Origin of the sequence: Neisseria zalophi (genome assembly GCF_008807015.1) — a bacterium.
Taxonomy (GTDB): domain Bacteria; phylum Pseudomonadota; class Gammaproteobacteria; order Burkholderiales; family Neisseriaceae; genus Neisseria; species Neisseria zalophi.
This window is the reverse complement of record NZ_CP031700.1, coordinates 513,969-531,293: the sequence shown is the minus strand read 5'-3', so window position 1 is coordinate 531,293 and position 17,325 is coordinate 513,969. Positions and strand designations below refer to the sequence as shown.

The 17,325-nt window shown below is 47.1% G+C and carries 18 protein-coding genes, 1 tRNA gene and 1 riboswitch; of the genes, 3 read left to right on the top strand and 16 right to left on the bottom strand.

Annotation, left to right across the window (positions count from 1 at the left end):
- Nucleotides 1-158: 158 nt before the first annotated feature.
- Nucleotides 159-2,033, bottom strand: coding sequence for a phosphomethylpyrimidine synthase ThiC (thiC, locus tag D0T92_RS02415; RefSeq protein ID WP_151049884.1), 1,875 nt, complete (start codon nt 2,031-2,033; stop codon nt 159-161).
- 79 nt (nt 2,034-2,112) lie between these two features.
- A riboswitch (TPP riboswitch) is annotated at nt 2,113-2,215 on the bottom strand.
- Between the two features lie 216 nt (nt 2,216-2,431).
- Here thiC and D0T92_RS02410 point away from each other — a divergent pair.
- Nucleotides 2,432-2,869 (top strand): YiiD C-terminal domain-containing protein, encoded by a 438-nt coding sequence (locus tag D0T92_RS02410; RefSeq protein ID WP_151049882.1) that lies wholly within the window; start codon nt 2,432-2,434, stop codon nt 2,867-2,869.
- 23 nt (nt 2,870-2,892) lie between these two features.
- On the opposite strand, the gene rsmD is transcribed toward D0T92_RS02410, so the two are convergent.
- From rsmD to phhA, 15 genes are all read right to left on the bottom strand, one after another.
- Nucleotides 2,893-3,471: a 16S rRNA (guanine(966)-N(2))-methyltransferase RsmD gene (gene rsmD, locus D0T92_RS02405; RefSeq protein WP_151049879.1), complete on the bottom strand. Its 579-nt coding sequence runs from the start codon at nt 3,469-3,471 to the stop codon at nt 2,893-2,895.
- A 154-nt stretch (nt 3,472-3,625) separates the two neighbouring features.
- Nucleotides 3,626-4,567 carry an IS110 family transposase gene (locus D0T92_RS02400; protein WP_151049877.1) on the bottom strand — a complete coding sequence of 314 codons (942 nt, stop codon included), beginning with the start codon at nt 4,565-4,567 and terminating at the stop codon, nt 3,626-3,628.
- Nucleotides 4,568-5,113: 546 nt separating this feature from the next.
- Complete coding sequence (locus tag D0T92_RS02395; protein ID WP_151049875.1) at nt 5,114-6,256, bottom strand: zonular occludens toxin family protein; 1,143 nt, start codon at nt 6,254-6,256, stop codon at nt 5,114-5,116.
- Between the two features lie 12 nt (nt 6,257-6,268).
- Nucleotides 6,269-6,547, bottom strand: coding sequence for a DUF2523 family protein (locus D0T92_RS02390; RefSeq protein WP_151049873.1), 279 nt, complete (start codon nt 6,545-6,547; stop codon nt 6,269-6,271).
- A gap of 1 nt (nt 6,548) precedes the next feature.
- Complete coding sequence (locus tag D0T92_RS02385; RefSeq protein ID WP_151049871.1) at nt 6,549-8,369, bottom strand: virulence factor TspB C-terminal domain-related protein; 1,821 nt, start codon at nt 8,367-8,369, stop codon at nt 6,549-6,551.
- Entirely contained in the window at nt 8,359-8,664 is a 306-nt protein-coding gene (locus tag D0T92_RS02380; protein ID WP_151049869.1) for a hypothetical protein, read from the bottom strand. Before D0T92_RS02380 ends, D0T92_RS02385 begins: the two co-directional genes overlap by 11 nt.
- A gap of 9 nt (nt 8,665-8,673) precedes the next feature.
- Complete coding sequence (locus tag D0T92_RS02375; RefSeq protein ID WP_151049867.1) at nt 8,674-8,901, bottom strand: hypothetical protein; 228 nt, start codon at nt 8,899-8,901, stop codon at nt 8,674-8,676.
- An 88-nt stretch (nt 8,902-8,989) separates the two neighbouring features.
- Entirely contained in the window at nt 8,990-9,271 is a 282-nt protein-coding gene (locus D0T92_RS02370; RefSeq protein ID WP_151049865.1) for a hypothetical protein, read from the bottom strand.
- A gap of 12 nt (nt 9,272-9,283) precedes the next feature.
- A complete protein-coding gene (locus D0T92_RS02365) occupies nt 9,284-10,291 on the bottom strand; it encodes a rolling circle replication-associated protein (protein ID WP_151049863.1) in 1,008 nt (335 codons plus the stop codon).
- Entirely contained in the window at nt 10,288-10,515 is a 228-nt protein-coding gene (locus D0T92_RS02360; RefSeq protein WP_151049862.1) for a hypothetical protein, read from the bottom strand. Before D0T92_RS02360 ends, D0T92_RS02365 begins: the two co-directional genes overlap by 4 nt.
- On the bottom strand, nt 10,515-10,748 hold the full coding sequence (locus tag D0T92_RS02355) for a hypothetical protein (RefSeq protein WP_151049859.1): 234 nt from the start codon (nt 10,746-10,748) through the stop codon (nt 10,515-10,517). The genes D0T92_RS02360 and D0T92_RS02355 overlap by 1 nt, the downstream gene beginning before the upstream one ends.
- Nucleotides 10,749-10,891: 143 nt before the next feature.
- Nucleotides 10,892-13,201, bottom strand: a complete 2,310-nt coding sequence (gene topA / locus D0T92_RS02350; RefSeq protein ID WP_151049857.1) for a type I DNA topoisomerase — start codon at nt 13,199-13,201, stop codon at nt 10,892-10,894.
- Nucleotides 13,202-13,643: 442 nt separating this feature from the next.
- Nucleotides 13,644-14,090, bottom strand: coding sequence for a surface-adhesin E family protein (locus D0T92_RS02345; RefSeq protein ID WP_151049855.1), 447 nt, complete (start codon nt 14,088-14,090; stop codon nt 13,644-13,646).
- 142 nt (nt 14,091-14,232) lie between these two features.
- Nucleotides 14,233-14,574 carry a 4a-hydroxytetrahydrobiopterin dehydratase gene (locus D0T92_RS02340; RefSeq protein ID WP_151049853.1) on the bottom strand — a complete coding sequence of 114 codons (342 nt, stop codon included), beginning with the start codon at nt 14,572-14,574 and terminating at the stop codon, nt 14,233-14,235.
- Nucleotides 14,575-14,651: 77 nt separating this feature from the next.
- A complete protein-coding gene (phhA, locus tag D0T92_RS02335; protein ID WP_151049851.1) occupies nt 14,652-15,464 on the bottom strand; it encodes a phenylalanine 4-monooxygenase in 813 nt (270 codons plus the stop codon).
- Nucleotides 15,465-15,665: 201 nt separating this feature from the next.
- Here phhA and D0T92_RS02330 point away from each other — a divergent pair, with 201 nt between their 5' ends.
- Together D0T92_RS02330 and D0T92_RS02325 are read left to right on the top strand one after the other, a co-directional pair.
- The gene (locus D0T92_RS02330; RefSeq protein WP_151049849.1) at nt 15,666-17,078 is read left to right on the top strand and encodes a cryptochrome/photolyase family protein; all 1,413 of its coding nucleotides are present in this window, start codon (nt 15,666-15,668) and stop codon (nt 17,076-17,078) included.
- A gap of 131 nt (nt 17,079-17,209) precedes the next feature.
- Nucleotides 17,210-17,286, top strand: a tRNA-Met gene (locus D0T92_RS02325).
- Nucleotides 17,287-17,325: the final 39 nt, after the last annotated feature.

Sequence of the window (17,325 nt, the reverse complement as noted above, 5' to 3'; positions counted from 1 at the left end):
TTTTTCATTTTTATTGGCCGGCCATTGCCGCTGCCCATCACAACAAATAGATTAAGGCTTGACGCATATTATGTTGACATGCATTCGGATACGTACCGGCGCAATTTATCAGGCCGTCTGAAAATATTCAGATTCAGACGGCCTGTAAACTTCACACATCAGCTGTAAATTTTGGCACCCTTACGCACAAATTCGACAGCTTTTTCTTCCATACCTTTTTGTGCGGCGGCGTAGTCGCGTACTTCCTGCGTGATTTTCATCGAACAGAATTTGGGGCCGCACATTGAGCAGAAGTGGGCAATCTTCGCCCCTTCGGCCGGCAGGGTTTGGTCGTGGTAGCTTTCGGCACGTTCCGGGTCGAGACCGAGGCGGAACTGGTCGCGCCAACGGAATTCGAAACGGGCTTTCGATAAAGCATTGTCGCGCAGTTGCGCACCCGGCCAACCTTTGGCCAAATCGGCGGCATGGGCGGCGAGTTTGTAGGTAATAATACCGGTGCGGACGTCTTCTTTATCCGGCAGGCCGAGGTGTTCTTTCGGGGTCACATAGCACAACATGGCCGTACCGTACCAACCGATATTGGCGGCGCCGATACCCGAAGTGATGTGGTCGTAACCCGGGGCGATATCGGTTACCAACGGGCCAAGGGTGTAGAACGGCGCTTCGAAGCAGTGTTGCAATTCTTCGTCCATATTGGCGCGGACACGTTGTAAAGGCACATGGCCGGGGCCTTCAATCATCACCTGAACATCATGTTGCCATGCTTTGTGGGTTAATTCGCCCAAAGTATGCAATTCGCCGAACTGGGCGGCATCGTTAGAGTCTGCCACACAACCCGGGCGCAAGCCGTCACCCAAGCTGAAGGAAACATCATAAGCTTTCATGATTTCGCAGATTTCATCGAAATGGGTGTAGAGGAAGTTTTCCTGATGGTGTGCCAGACACCATTTGGCCATAATCGAACCGCCACGCGATACGATACCGGTGATACGGTCAGCCGTTAACGGTACATAGCGCAACAATACGCCGGCGTGAATGGTGAAATAGTCGACACCTTGTTCCGCCTGCTCGATTAAGGTATCGCGGAACAGATCCCAAGTTAAATCTTCGGCGATACCGCCGGTTTTTTCCAAAGCCTGATAAATCGGCACGGTACCAATCGGAACGGGCGCATTGCGGATAATCCATTCGCGCGTTTCGTGAATGTGCGCACCGGTAGACAAGTCCATAATGGTATCGGCACCCCAACGCAGCGACCACACCATTTTTTCCACCTCTTCGGTCAACGACGAAGTGACCGCAGAGTTACCCAAGTTGCCGTTGATTTTCACACGAAAATTACGGCCGATAATCATCGGTTCCAATTCGGGGTGGTTAATATTGGCGGGGATAATGGCACGGCCGGCGGCAATTTCGCTACGCACAAACTCAGGCGTGATTTGGTCGGGATGAGTCGGAATATTGGCACCGAAAGATTCGCCCGGATGCTGTTTGATCACTTTGGCATAACGCGGGTCACGGAAAATTTCTTCCATTCTCAGGCGTTCGCGAATCGCCACAAATTCCATTTCCGGCGTAATAATGCCTTGGCGGGCATAGTGCATTTGCGAAACGTTTTTGCCTGCTTTGGCACGGCGCGGGTTGGTAATCTGATTGAAGCGCAGATGGGCGGTTTTCGGATCATGGGCGCGTTCCAAACCGTATTCACTGGATAAACCGTTGAGGATTTCCGTATCGCCGCGCTCATCAAGCCAAGCCGTACGCACATGCGGCAGGCCCTGTTTCAAATCAATGTGTGCTTCCGGATCGCCATAAGCGCCGCTGGTGTCGTATACCGGAATCGGCGGATTCGGCTCGTTGCCTTTATCGGTGACAGTATCGTCTTGGGCAATTTCGCGCAGCGGTACGCGCATATCCGCACGGCTGCCTGAAAGATAGATTTTGGTAGAATTGGGATAAGCAAATTGAATGCCTAAATCGTGCGAAAGGCGGTCGAGTTGTGCCGATTCGCGGCCTGTGGTTTTGGCAGCCATAAAAAACTCCTGTTTTCGTTATAAAAAGAAACAGGAGCGTGTTTTTTCAGACTATATACTTGCAAACTGCCTGAAAACCATAATGAACGCTGAAATCTTCCCACGCAAGCATTACCTTGATCGGGTATAAGGGTGATTCTCAGCCGCATTGGTCAACCCATGCAGCACCCCTGTTTCGTTCAGATCATTATAACAAAGAAATCCGAGCCAACCACATTGAATTACAAAAAACAATATACCAAAACATTTATACACATTGCGATAAAAGCATTTGTCCCGATAATATCGATAGGCCGTCTGAAAGATTTCAGACGGCCTATCGATATATTATTAATAAAGCGGCGTAGTAATACGCCCTGCTATATAATCGGCTTTTCACCGATTTCAACAATCGTATTATGACACCTACCAAACTACAAGCTTTCCTTCACCGTAATATTCCCGCTTCCGCCGCTTTACAATTCAGCGTTGCCGAAGCAGAAACCGAAAGGGTTGGCCTACTAGCACCCATCGCCGCCAATTGCAACCACCATCACACCGTGTTCGGCGGCAGTATTGTGATGTTGGCAACACTATGCGGCTGGTCGTTGGTACATCTTAATTACCCGGAATATCACGGCAAAATCGTGATTCAGGAGAGCCATATCCGTTATTTAAAACCTGCCCGAGGCGATTTAACCGCCGTTTGCGAAAAAACCGACCCCGAAGCATGGGCGCAATGCAGCGCCATGTTAACCGCGCGCGGTAAAGGCAAAATTCATATCACCTGCACATTGTTTAGCAACGATATAAAAGTTGCCGAATTTGAAGGGAAATATGTCGTATTAGCGGAATAACGTAACACCGGAATAGCAAACCATTAAGCTTCTGCTTCCGGCTGATAAACCGCCAAAACAAACCGGCTTTTTCCTGCCTTGCCTTCCCGATATACTTCCAACCACTCAGGCAGTTGCGGCAGCACCCCCGCTTCCAAATACACCATAGCCCGCTCATTCAGACGGCCTTGAAGCACCGCCCACAATTCAGGCCACTGCTGCCAATTAAACGGCGGATCCAAAAAAACCGTATCAAAACGGCCACCCCCTTGCTGCAAATACGCCAAACCGTCGGCAGCCGCTACTTCAACCTGCCCCACACCTAATTGGCGGATATTCTCTCTAATCACTTGCGCAGTTTGGCGGTTACGCTCCACCAATACCGTCGAACGCGCCCCGCGCGAAGCCGCTTCCAAGCCCAAAGCCCCGCTGCCTGCAAATAAATCCAACACTGCCTGCCCGGTTAAATCCTGCCCCAACCAGTTAAATAGGCGTTCGCGCACACTATCCGGCGTAGGGCGCAAACCGTCGGCATCGCTAAAGTGCAGTTTCCTGCCCCGATGCGTTCCACCAATAATACGGACTTGGTTTTGGTGTTTGGCATGTCGGTTTTTATTTATCATTTGATTTGAAGTTATGGTTTGAATGGTACGGTATTGTATAGCAAAGATAGTGTATTGTATTGTCAATGCCGTTTGTGTATTCAAATGGCAATAATCGCCACACACCCTGCCTTTCCGGGGTGTTTTTGCATATATCATTGTTAAGCTATGTTATTTATTTGTAACGGCTTTTGTCATATTCCGTTTGGTTTTTCAGCAGGTGAAACGCAATAACTACCAATTTCCGCATTATTGCAACAATGATTAACTTCGGCGGCTTCCCCTTTGCTTTCAGACGGCCTATAAAGTCAGGAAAGGCGTTCATCCGATACGCAACCATAGCCGGCATATACAGGGAAGCCCGTATATCTGATTTCCCTACTTTCGATATGCGGCTTCTACCATTAACGCTTGTGCCTGATTGGTGCTTGCGCGGGTCAAGTCCTAAATAGGCGACCAATTGCCCAGCGTTTTGAAACCTGTTCGTTATGGTCGCGAGCAATACCGAAGCCGCGCTATCGCCTATACCCGTTATCGTTTTCAGGCGTTGGCGGTTTTTCTGATATTCCTTATTCTGCCTGTAAAAGTTTTGCAGTTCTTTTTTTAGCTTGGTTATCAGACTGTCTAAATATTGGATCGTTTCTTTAATATGCGGCCTGATATGACTTGAGGCTGCCTGTAGTTTTGTACTTTCTGATGCACGTTGTTTTTTTATACGGGCAATATAGCGGGTTAACTCTTGCAACTGTTTTTGTTCCGGTGACTGCTGCTGCCATGCTTCAGGAGTCATGGCTTTGCAGTATTGGGCAATCAGTTTGGCGTCTTGTTTATCCGTTTTGCTTCTTTGCAGAACCGCCGAGCCGAAACCTTTTATTTTTCTTGGGTTCTCTACACTCATTTTGTAATAACAGCATAGATATTCCGCCAATGCTTCGTAATAGGTTCCTGTTGCTTCGCAGCAGCAATGCAGCGTTTCGGTTGCTTTGTGGCCGTCTAACCATTCTTTCAGCTTCCTGTATCCGCTTGTGTTGTTTGTAAAACGGCGATCAAAAAAAATGCCGCCTGATATCAGACAGCAGTCTATCGTTGCTTTGCTTACGTCAATTCCTAAGTACATATTGCTTTACCTTATGAATACAGGCTTTTTGCCTTAGATAGTGTTCAAACTTTCTTTTTGTTAATCGCCCCCGCTTCAATCTTTGCTACATGCTTTAACATTGGCCGTACTTACGAAGTCGGGGGCAGTACTTAGCATTTCGTCAAACACTAAGCCCTGATATATCCGTTTTGAATTTATCAGGGCTTAATGCTTCGCTTTTATGGGGTGCTACCCCATACCCCGCACTCGCCGTGTGGCAGCCCCCGCAGCAAGTATGCCGCGGGTGCAGCAGGGAGCGTATTTGAGGGGGCGGGGCGTCAAGGGGTATCTATAAACGATTATAAAGACTTCGTCATTACAATCGTTTACAGACATTCTCCCCTTGACTTGGTTAGGCGTTATAGAGGTAATAAACTAAATATAAAATCACAGCTACAATGAGAAAGTATATTGCACCTATCAAAAGTTCTTTTAAAACTTTCAAAATACCAAATTCATTGAACCATTTAAACAAAACATAAAGTATCACCCCGCCAACAACAATCTCAAGAACCATACTACCCCTTATCTAAATTGTTCCCCCGCTTCAACATAACCGTCATACATCAAACTAGACGGGCTCTTTCCGCCTAATGTTGCTACCTGATTAGATGGCTGAACAGGCGGTTGAATATCCGCTGAAACACTGTTTTCTAACGTTTGTTTATACGGATTGTATATACCGTTATCAACGTAATCAATACACATAGCTTTATCCATGCCTTTAATCGGCGTCGCTTGGTCTGTATAACAGGTGCATCTGTCGCCATTCTTCACGCAGGCCGCAGGATACGGCATTGTCTGTATGTTTTTATTAAGACTGTTGTATATTGGTGCAGTCCACGGCTGGCCGTCTATAACAGGCTTGTAATCGTCTTCGGTCAAATGAGGCTTAGTAACCGGTTCACTGGCTGCCGTCGGCGGGTACTGCCCCGCCGTGCTTGCGTCGTTTGCGGCAGGAGCCGCCACCGCCGCACCCCCAACGGGGCTTGCCGCTTCCGCGGCAACTTGTGCCGCGCTTTCTTCGCTTGTGTATCCTTGCCAACTGCTATATAGATACCATGCCGCGGCGATGATAACCAATAACACAACGGGCGTAATATAAACAACGCGACTAAGTTTTGTATTGATTTTCGTATGCTCTTCGGCCGACTTGTACACGCCAAATGCTTTTTTATCCAACGTATAAACGCTTTTTACGGCACTTTGTACGCTGGCCTTGCTTGTCGGATCGCCACAACTTTCCCATTCCAACATACGCCTAACGCCCAGATTAGTCTTGCTGATATGGCAATGATGACCTATCAGGCTTCTAACGTTGATATCAATTAGTCGGGGGTGTTGTGTCAGCAAAAATATATCTAGTCCTTTATGGCGGTGTGTTTCCAATTCGGCCACGTAGTCGGGTACTTTTGAACCGCTTGGGCGTGGTCTGAATACGCGTTGGCATTCATCTATGACCAGTATTGCGCCAGTCGGTGCCCATTTGTGCCACGTCTGCATACTTTCGCCCTCTGGTATCGGCAGATTCGGAATAATATCGCCTTTTACTTCTGGTATGCCGTCCAAATACAAGGGTCTGTCTTTCAGGTCTTTACGGTTCATTAAATCCGATATCATTTTTAATGTTTTGCCGCTACCCGGAACGCCCGTAATCAAATACAACATGCTTATTCCTTTCTATTTTCTTTGTATGCCTGCCGACAGCTTGGACATGGTTTTCATGGACGCTATAAATGCAAAGGTGCCGAATATCCAATTCAAAACCACCCCCATTCCGGCTATATAGGCCAGTTGTAAGGCGTCATTCGGTATGCCCCCTATTTGCGTCTGTACCTGATTCAGCAGGTAGCCCTGTATTTCATTAAGGCCGACATACGACACGAAAGACAAACCCAGTGCGGCAATTAGTCTGCCTGCCACGCTCATTAATACGCCCGTTATGAGTTTCCCCCACATATCACAACTCCTTAACCGCGCTATATGCAATCATGCTGCAGGTTATGATTGTGCCCAGTATGACAATCGGCCTTATCATTCTCAAAAAGCTGCAAATATAGTCATAGCCCATTTCAAAGCTACCAAGCGAGCCTAACTCATACCGAATCGGGGCGGGACAGGTTCCATCGGTTGCAAAAACATCTATCGGCTTAAATTGCAAATCTATGGTTTTTTCGGGTATATCTAAATCTTCATAACTGGTATCGCCCAAATCGGCACAAGATGCGGAATTCGGGTTTTGACGGCAAAAATCCTGTTTGTCATTCTGCTGCCCCTGATTGCTGCCTTGTGCAGTGCCTTGAGTGGTTCCCTGTTGGCTTCCTTGCGTCGTTCCCTGATTAGTACCCTGTTGGGTTCCTTGCGTCGTTCCCTGATTTGTACCCTGTTCGCTGCCTTGTGTCGTTCCCTGATTAGTATCCTGTTGACTACTTTCAGGCGTTAGCTGCTTTTCAGGACTTAAAGTAGTGTTCTTAACTATTTCAGTACGTCGCGGAGCCTGAAAACTGCCAGCTACTAAATCTGGACGTGAAATCGACCTTGCAGAAATACTGCCGTCACTCTTTAAACTAAATTCGGTTTGTTGTGGTGTATTTGAACCGGCGGGTGTATATGGATCGGTTAAAACGGTAACAGGGGTTACGCTTTTAGATGTGGTCGCGTTTTGTACTGCTGTATTGCCAGCAATCGCTGTCAATTGCCGCATCATTTCTTCATGGTTAGCTTGCTGTTGTTCAGCCATGTTCTTTAAGATTGCCGCTATCTCACCAGATGATAGGCTTACATCAGATTGCTTTAAATCCGGTACCTTTAACTTAACCGTCTTAGCTTCTAAACCCCACAACCATGTCGGCTTATCAACCCCACCCAAACATGAACCGTCAACATAGAAAAATTTCAAACCATTGCTACCCGGTGCTTCACCCGAACACGCATTTTCAGGAGTATCGCCATATTTGGCATACTGACCTTGCGCAGATGCCACCCAATAAGTTTCTGTTGTTTTTCCTTTGTCTATCTTTTCAGCGACCGATGCCGCTTTTTCAGCAGCTTCTGCCGCTTTTTTTACTGTCGCCGATACAACCGCACCGCTTACGTCGCCTTGTCTTTCAGCTTTAGCTTGGGATGAGGCAGCTTTTGCCGCAGCTTCTCTAAGCTTCCCCGTATCAACACTACTAGAGGGATTAGCAGACGGGTTAAGCCCTGATGCATTTGTGCCCAATATGTTGTCAGCAACACCAGTTACAGAAGAAAGCACGCCACCAGAAAGGCCATCTAAAGTTGAAGCAACCACACCAGCCGCTGAACGCATAGCATCGCCATAACGGCCATCCCTTACATCATTGACAGCTTGATTGCCATAAGCATCAATACCTTTTGCAATAGAACCACCTACATATCCGGCAATAACTAATGAATTTGCAGTTTGACTAACTGCTGATTTAATCCTTGCTTTATTACCATAGGTATCGGTAACCGTTACGTTTACATCTTGCCTGCCCGTAATCACGCCGCCTTTACCGCTCACTTTCGGCTTGCCGCTGTTATCGACCTGTACCTTTAACACGCCTGTCTTCGGATCGTATCCCTGATTAATCAGCGCCCGACCACTCGGAAAGCTTGTGTCTATCTGTTTGTGATATGCAGGGGGCGGTGGTGGTACATCCGCCCATGCCGTAAGCGGGATTAGCGCAGCGTTACCGCTAAAACACACAAGCACACCGACACGCACAGTGCGGGCAGCAAGCCTAGTAAAAATTCTATTTCCGGTATCATTTTTCATTACTTTCACTCTCAATCAATGCAACAGACCTTAACGCCACAACGACCACCAATAACACCGCGATGGCAGATACCATGCCTACACCTATTTCTTTCCCTGCTTTGGCATACGCTCCATATTCGCATTGCGGATACGTCGGCTTGATTATCTGTTCTTTATAAACCCAGTCCTTGCCGTTAAAAACGGGGTGATGTAGCACCCCGTCTTTGTCTATCGTCGGCACAACTTGGGTCATCAAGACGTTTGTGGCTTCTTCATAGGTTTGATAGCAGATTCTGCCGACCTGATAACCCATAACCGCGCCTTAACCTACTGCATTAGAGCCGCGTTTACCGATGCGAATCATGGCAAAGGCAACGGATACGCCGATAACCAATGTACCAATAGCCAAAACACCTGCTTTAAGGCCAGTAGCTTCAGTTTTTACAATATCCAACAAATTTATGCTTTCATCCGCCAATGCTAAAGCAGGCAACGCAGATGTAGTCACAACGGCAACGCCGTATTGCAGTTTTTTCTTCAAATTTTTCATGATAATTCCTTTCAATTAGGTTTTAAAAAATGACGGTGTTTAAGGGGTCAATTCAAGGTACACCGCCTAAACCTTGAAAACTTACTGTTTAGCTTTCGTCTGAGTAATACACGTTGTCTTTAAATGCGCGGGGGAATACCCACAGGGTTACAATCTGATTCTGTTTTAAAGATGCGTATTTTTCGGGTGTCTTGGTGCGAACCTGATAAAGGTTCGTTGTCGTTTCGGTTCTAACAATCATGCCCACGTAATGGGTTTTGGTATAACTGCCGTCATCATTCTTGCGTTCTTTGACAATCATGCGGTCAAATGCCCCAGTGATAAATAATCCCTGTACGGGGGCTTGTCTGTCTTGGTTTTCGTTACTCATGGCTATCCTTTCTTAGGCTAAATTGGTAATAATTTCACGGTTTAGAAATGCCCACTTCGGGCTGATTACTTCGCTTAAAATAATGTTGTAATTTTCTTGGTCTATATCGGGTATTTCATAGCCTTTCATTTCAACAGCATATTGTTTTAAATAGGGTTCGATAGCGACAACCCAGCTTTCCAACTTACGCCGCCATTCAGCAGAACCTACCGAGCGGAAGGAAAAATTAGACGTTGCAATCTTCCAAAGGCTTTTTTTGTCTATCGTTGTTCTAATCAGGCGGTATCCTTTGTCTTCAGGCTTGCGGCTATCAATATGTTTTGCAATGTACTTAGCCACATAACGCGCTAAGCCTTTGCTGTTTGTCTTTACGGGCAATAGTTCGGAACGACCGAAGCCGTATTTACCGACGTTTTCGCGTATCAGTTTCCACAACTGGCGCAATGCGGGGTTTGCGCTTGTGTAGTTTCTCGCGGCAATCGCTGCAAAATTCAGGCCGCGACGTATATCTTCACGGGTGTTTACGATCAGATGGAAATGAATTCTTCCTTTCTTGGTGCGTTCATACACGCAGATATAGTGTTTAAAATGCTTGCTTAAAAAGTTTGTTCTCAAACTATGAAATCTGCGGCTTGCTTCTTTCACGTCTTGCACATCATCAGCGAAAGTAAGCGTCAGGAAACCAACATGATTTATGCCAAAAGTTTCGATGAATTGATGAACGTTCAGCTCTAAAGCCGTTGCTGATTTTTTGTGCGATGTACTGAACTCATTCAGTTTTGCGCTTTTTTTGTCAGCTTCTTTTTTTAACCTTTCATGAAATTCGGGTAATTGCTTGTTTTTGTTACTAATCATGCTTTCAGCATGATTCCCAATGCAGTTATTACTATTAAGACAAGGAAGCGCGCCGCGCTTCGCGCTTTGCGCCGCAGCAGCGCACACATCACAGACGCAACCGATACCGCCTGAAAAGGCGGACGGATGGCGGTAAGTCAAACATTCGGGGCAACGGCGTTTCATACTGGCATACCCCCATCTGAAACCCACGTTTCACCATTCAATTTGCACGCAAGGAATGAAAGGTCATAGTGTTTCTTCCCATCAAATTCAAAACCTTGCGGGTATTTGTTGTGCGGTTCTGTATGCGTTTTAATGATTCTGCCTGCTTGGATAAGCTGAAGATTCCACCCGCCGCCGAAACGGTCGGGGTTTGGTTTGATGCGGTATTTACGGGCAGCTTCCATTACAGCCCCCCCATGCGCGCTATATTCGCGTTCATGATTTTGTTAACGAGCATTCGGCCGCAAGCATGGGCTTCGTTCAATACCTTGTTGGGAAGTGCTGGGTTTCGAATAGGGAAGTTAACCGTCTGAACACAAACGACTTCATCATCTTGTGTTTCGTTGAATACTTGAAGTATGTACGACTTGGGAAACTGTTTTGATTCAGGCGTAACAGTATAAAAAGTTAATGACATTTGAGACCCCTTTCAAAAGTCGGTTAATAAACTTGTCAAGGGGTGTTTATGTAAAAATACCCCCTTTCATGGGGGTGCAATATATAAGGCCGTCTGAAACGAATATCGGTTTCAGACGGCCTTTAAACAACTATTTTAAAAAGTTACTCGGCTACTTTCGAACCTTTCGGTGCCGGCGGTTCGATTTGCTCTTTCCAACCACACTCTTTCTGCGGGCAGACTTTTTCTACACCCCAGCGTTTGGTGGTTTTAATGGTTAATACCGGCCATTTGCAGTTGGGGCAAGTTTCGGCGATGGGCGGATTCCATACGGCGTAATCGCAATCGGGATAAGTATTGCAGCTGTAAAACAGTTTGCCGTAGCGGGATTTGCGTTCGATTAAGTGGCCTTTGCCGCATTTCGGACACGCCACGCCGGTGTCTTTCGGCGGTTCCAAAGGTTCGATATGTTTACATTTCGGATAATTGGAACAGCCGATAAACTTACCGTAACGGCCTTTTTTATACACTAGCTGTCCGCCACATTTCGGGCATTCACGGCCTTCGACTATTGTTGGTTCTTCGGCCTCTTTCGCGGCATCTTCGGCGGTTTCCCCGATATTGCGGGTGTAATCACATTCGGGATAACCGGAACAGGCAATAAAGCGGCCGCGTTTGCCGAACTTGATTTGCAGCTTGTGATTGCCGCATTTCGGACAAATTTCGTCCAGTTCTTCCGTGGTAATCTTGGCGCGTTCGATGCCCTCTTTTTCTTTAACCTGCTTGCTGAAGCCTTTCCAGAATTTATCCATCACCGGAATCCACTGGCGCTTACCGGTGGCGATTTCATCAAGTTGGTCTTCCAGCTTGGCGGTAAAGTGATAATCCACGTATTGGGCGAAGTGCTCGGTTAGGAATTTATTCACAATTTCGCCGGTATCGGTCGGCACAAACCGTTTTTGATCAAGCGTAACGTATTCGCGGTCTTTCAATGTGGAAATAATGCTGGCATAGGTCGACGGGCGGCCGATGCCGAATTCTTCCAACGCTTTCACCAACGTAGCCTCGTTAAAGCGCGGCGGCGGGGTGGTGAAATGCTGTTCGCCATAAAGCTGATCGACAGGCAGTTTGTCGCCCTCTTTCATTTCGGGCAGTTTTTTATTGTCTTCGCCCTCGTCGCTATCGTCAGTGCCTTCTTCATACACATTTAAAAAACCTGCAAAAGTCTGCACTTGGCCGGTAACGCGGAAAACACCTTCGCCCAAAGCAATATCAACGGTGGTTTGGTCGAATTTTGCAGGCGTCATCTGGCAGGCAACGGTACGCTGCCAAATCATCTGATAAAGCTTGAATTGGTCGGCACTCAGGAAAGGTTTTACGCTTTCGGGGGTGCGGTAAACCGAAGTCGGGCGGATGGCCTCGTGCGCTTCTTGGGCGTTTTTCGACTTGGTTTTATATTGTTTGACAGCGGCGGGCAGATATTCTTTGCCGATTTTGTTTTCAATATAATGGCGGATTTCCACCAAAGCTTCATCCGACAGGGTAACGCTGTCGGTACGCATATAGGTAATCAAACCGATTGCGCCCTGCCCGACATCAATACCCTCATAAAGCTGTTGGGCGGTTCGCATGGTGCGGTCGGTGGTCATACCGAGTTTGCGTACGGCATCTTGTTGCATAGTCGAAGTGGTAAACGGGGCAGCAGGGTTGCGGCTGCGTTTTTTCTTTTCAATGTTGGCAACTTCGGCTTCTTTATCGGTCAGCCCGTTTAAAACGGCTTGTTGTGCCGCTTCGTCGGGCAGGGAAAACTGTTCCAGCTTTTCGCCCTGCCATTGCACCAGTTTGGCGGTGAATTTGCTACGACCTTTATGGCTGTCGAGGTGAACGGTCCAATATTCCTGCGCTTCGAAAGCTTTGATTTCGTTTTCACGCTCGCAAATCAGGCGCAGGGCCGGGCTTTGTACACGGCCGGCACTCAGGCCGCGGCGGATTTTTTTCCACAACAGCGGTGAAAGGTTGAAGCCGACCAAATAATCTAATGCGCGCCGCGCCTGTTGCGCATCCACTAAGTTTTCTTCCAACTCCCGCGGATGGGCGATGGCATCTAAAACGGCATTTTTGGTAATTTCATGAAACACAACACGTTGCGGCTTGAGATTTTTCAAACCGCGTTTGGATTTCAAGATTTCCTGCAAGTGCCATGAAATAGCCTCGCCTTCTCTATCCGGGTCAGTTGCGAGATAAAGGTTTTCGGATTCTTTGGCAGCGGCAACAATGGCGTCAACGTGTTTGCTGTTGCGGGCGACCAATTGGTATTTCATGGCAAAATCGTTATCAGGATCGACCGCACCGTTTTTCGGTACCAAATCGCGCACGTGTCCATAGGAAGCGAGGATTTCAAAATCGCTGCCGAGGTATTTTTTCAACGTTTTGGCTTTGGAGGGCGACTCCACAATTAATAAATTCTTTGCCATAATCCGGTTTCCCTTTTAAAGTCTTTTACTTCACGCACAAATAAATTTTCAGATGGAAGGCCATCTGAAATAAATATAGGTTCACTGTGCTTATATATTATTTATATGATGCCGTCTGAAGCCTTGTCAAAACAATTTTGAGGCTGTAAACGGCATTTTCAAGACGGCGACCCTGTCTGCAACGGTGAAAACCCACAGCATCAGGGAAGGCGATTATTGTAAATAAAGGCGGCTGCACAATGGATGAAACTGAGTTTTTTACCCATCATTCCGCCCTATTTCACATAGTCTATCTTTTACTATACCAGACACCCGTAAAAGAAAGCATGAAACTTTTTACCCGACTCTGCTCAAACTTACCAAGATACAACACATCATCGGTTTCAAAAATTTTCAAATATATTTCAAATAGATATTTAAATAAAGTCAGGCCGTCTGAAATCTAGAGGCTTTGCCCGCACACTTGCTCGAATTGTTTTTCAGTCACCGACCCGTTCATTACGCTCATCGGGCGTAAGTCAACCGCAGTGTAGTTTTCATTAGCCACAACCGTACCACGTTCATCCAATAGCTGCAAAGCAGTTAAACGGTAGGTTTTATTGGCACAATGCATTTCCCATGTACCGATAGCGGTTTTATAACGCGGCGTGTTGACGTAACGTTCTTTATCCTGATCCACCACGATTTTACGGTCACGGAAGGTCACCAGATTGCCGTTTTTACTGATGCTGTTTTTATCAATATAAGCTTTGATATTGCCGTCTGATGTGGTGCCGATGCTGCTCCACTTGCTGCGAACCACATTTTCCATGTCGGTTGTAGAACAAGCGGCAACCCATAAAGCCAGTGAAACGGCAGCGGTACGTTGGCAGAAACGGTAAAAATTCATTGTTTTCCTTTCAGACGGCCTATATCAGGCCTTAAATCAAAATAGCGTATATTAAGCAGTTTTATGTGATTGAACACAAAAATAAATAAAATACGGCAAAGAATATTTGCCGTATGTGGTAAACCGAATGATAGCGTTTTTTTCAGACGGCCGCCAATGTATCGGTTTTCGCCGCCATAATAAAATCATTACGGTGCAGACCTTTAATACTGTGTGACCACCAAGTAACCGTTACTTTGCCCCACTCGGTTAGAATGCCCGGATGATGGCCTTCCTCTTCTGCCAAGTCGGCCAAACGGTTGGTAAACGCCATCGCCTGTTTGAAATTTTTAAATTTAAAATGCCGTTGTAATTGCAATACGCCGTCCACTACTACCGGCTGCCATTCCGGAATCAATTTCATCAGTTGCGCCAGTTCCTCATCGCTGACTTTAGGCGCATCAGCACGGCAGGCTTCGCAGGCTTGTTTGGCCAAATCGTTCATCTGTTTTCTCCTTCATTAACTATTTATATGATTGAATCCGCCTTAATGATTTTCAGACGGCCTTATCCAAATTGTGTTCAATCAGCCAAACTCGGATGCGGCTCGAATAAGCCTTTTTGGATGGCTTTATGCACCTCGCCCATTATATCGCTCCGGGCCACTTCGAATAATGTATCCAGCTTATCAAGCACATAATAAATCGGCTGGATGCGGTCGATACGGTAAGGCGTGCGCAAAACATCGGAAATATTAAACTCACGATATTCCGGCTTTCCGCTCAAAGCATATTCGGTTTCCGAAGGCGAGCTTAAAATACCACCACCATAAATACGCCGCATTGCCGGATTGAGACCGACCAAGCCGAATTCAATGGTAAACCAATACAGTCTGGCCAAAAACACTCTTTCGGTTTTATCGGCATCTAATCCGAGTTTGCCATAAATTTCATTAAACTCCGCGAAAGCCGGATGGGTCAGCAACGGGCAATGGCCGGCAATTTCATGGAAAATATCCGGCTCTTGAATATAATCGAAGTCTTCGCGCCGACGTATAAACGTAGCAACGGGAAACGCTTTATTAGCAAGCAATTTGAAGAAACGGCCAAACGGTATCAGCGCGGGCACCGGCGCGGTACGCCAACCTGTATTTTCTAACAATACGGCATCAATATCGGCCAATTGGGGAATATGGTCGTGTGGCAACGCCAGCTTGGCCAGCCCTTCAAGATATTCGTTGCAGGCACGCCCGGGCAGGTTACGTTGTTGGCGCACAATCAGATCATGCCAAACCTGATGTTCTTCGGTCGGATAATGAATGAAACCATCCGAATCGGCTTCTCGTGCGGTATAGATACAGGCAGCAGCAGTCACTTCTCCTCCTTTTTTAAGCATTAAATTGCTTAATTATTTATTTTTTTATGTTTTAATTCTAAAAATTAAAAAATTTATAATATTTATTTAGATACTTAAACCCAGTTTGGCATTTTTATTTTTATTTAGCAAGCAAATTGATGATTATCAGCTAACCCTATACGCAATATGTCGCCAAACGCTTTACAATATTTGCCAACCCATTTTATTTCAGACGGCCTTATGCAACCTACTACCCTAATCTGGTTCCGCCGCGACCTGCGCCTGTTTGACAACACAGCCCTGCAAACTGCCATACGTCAGGGACTGCCCGTTGTCGGCGTATTTATTTTCGACAATACCGCCGATCCTTTACTAAAAACCAACCCCCGCCGTTCCAGTTTTATTTACGACAGCGTGAACGCTTTTCAGACGGCCTTAAACGAAAAGCATATCCCGCTTTATATTCTGCACGGCTCAGCCGAACAGGAAATTCCCAAACTGGCGGCGCAACTCCATGCAACGTCCGTGGTATGCGCCGAAGACTACGAACCCCAATCCGCTGCACACGACAATGCTATCTGGCGTACACTCGATGAAGCCGGCTGCACATTGATACGCGTTGACGACCAAGTCTTATTGCCCAAAGCCGCCGTGATGACCCACACCGGCCGCCCCTATTCCGTGTTTACCCCCTATAAAAAAGCATGGTTGCAAACCTACACCCAATATTTCGGCCACTGGCAACCCGCCGATGATTGGGCCGCCTTATCGGCACTACAAACCAAACTGCCGGATGCCGCACGCCGCACCCCGATACCGCCCCAACCGGAAACCATCGGCTTCACCCATCAAAACACCTTATTTCCCGGCGGCGAAGCAGAAGCACAAAAACAACTCGGCCGGTTTCTCGAACACATCGACACCTACCACCTCAGTCGCGACTTCCCCGCACAAAAAGGCACCAGCCGCCTATCGCCCTATCTCAGCCACGGCCTGCTTTCCCCCCGCCATCTGGTTTACCTTGCCAAACAGGCCGACAGCGAAGGGGCAAACGTATGGCTGAGCGAATTAATCTGGCGCGAATTTTTCAAACAAGTATTGTTTCACCACCCCGAAACTGCATACCAAAGCTTCCGCCCCGAATACCGTGCCATCAAATGGCCGAATAATCCCGAATGGTTCGAGCGTTGGAAAACAGGGCAAACCGGCTTTCCGATTGTCGATGCCGCCATGCGTCAGCTTTCCAGCACCGGCTGGATGCACAACCGCCTGCGCATGATAACGGCGAGCTTTCTGGTGAAAGACCTGTTAACCGACTGGCGACTAGGCGAAGCATGGTTTGCCGAGCAATTAATCGACTACGATTTATCGGCCAACAACGGTGGCTGGCAATGGTCGGCCAGCACAGGTTGCGATGCACAACCTTATTTCCGCATCTTCAACCCCGTGTTGCAATCGCAAAAATTCGACCCCGACGGACAATTTATCCGCCGTTATATCCCCGAGTTGGCACATTTGGGTAAAGATATTATCCATGCCCCGTGGCTGGCAAAAGAAAGTATTGATACGCATGGCTATCCTTACCCCATTGTGAACCATGCCGAACAGCGCGAACAGATAAAGGCTTTGTTCCAACAGAATCAGGCCGTCTGAAACCCGGATAAATAAACAAGGCATGCACGTTTCAATACAGTAATCCGATAACAGGTGCGCCGAACGGTTGTAACAAAAATACAATTAATCATTGACAAAACTTTTGCACCGGCATATACTTTCAAATCTAGCGCGGGGTGGAGCAGCATGGTAGCTCGTCGGGCTCATAACCCGAAGGTCGTAGGTTCGAATCCTGCCCCCGCAACCAAATTCAAAAAACCCACTTTACTCAAGTGGGTTTTTTATC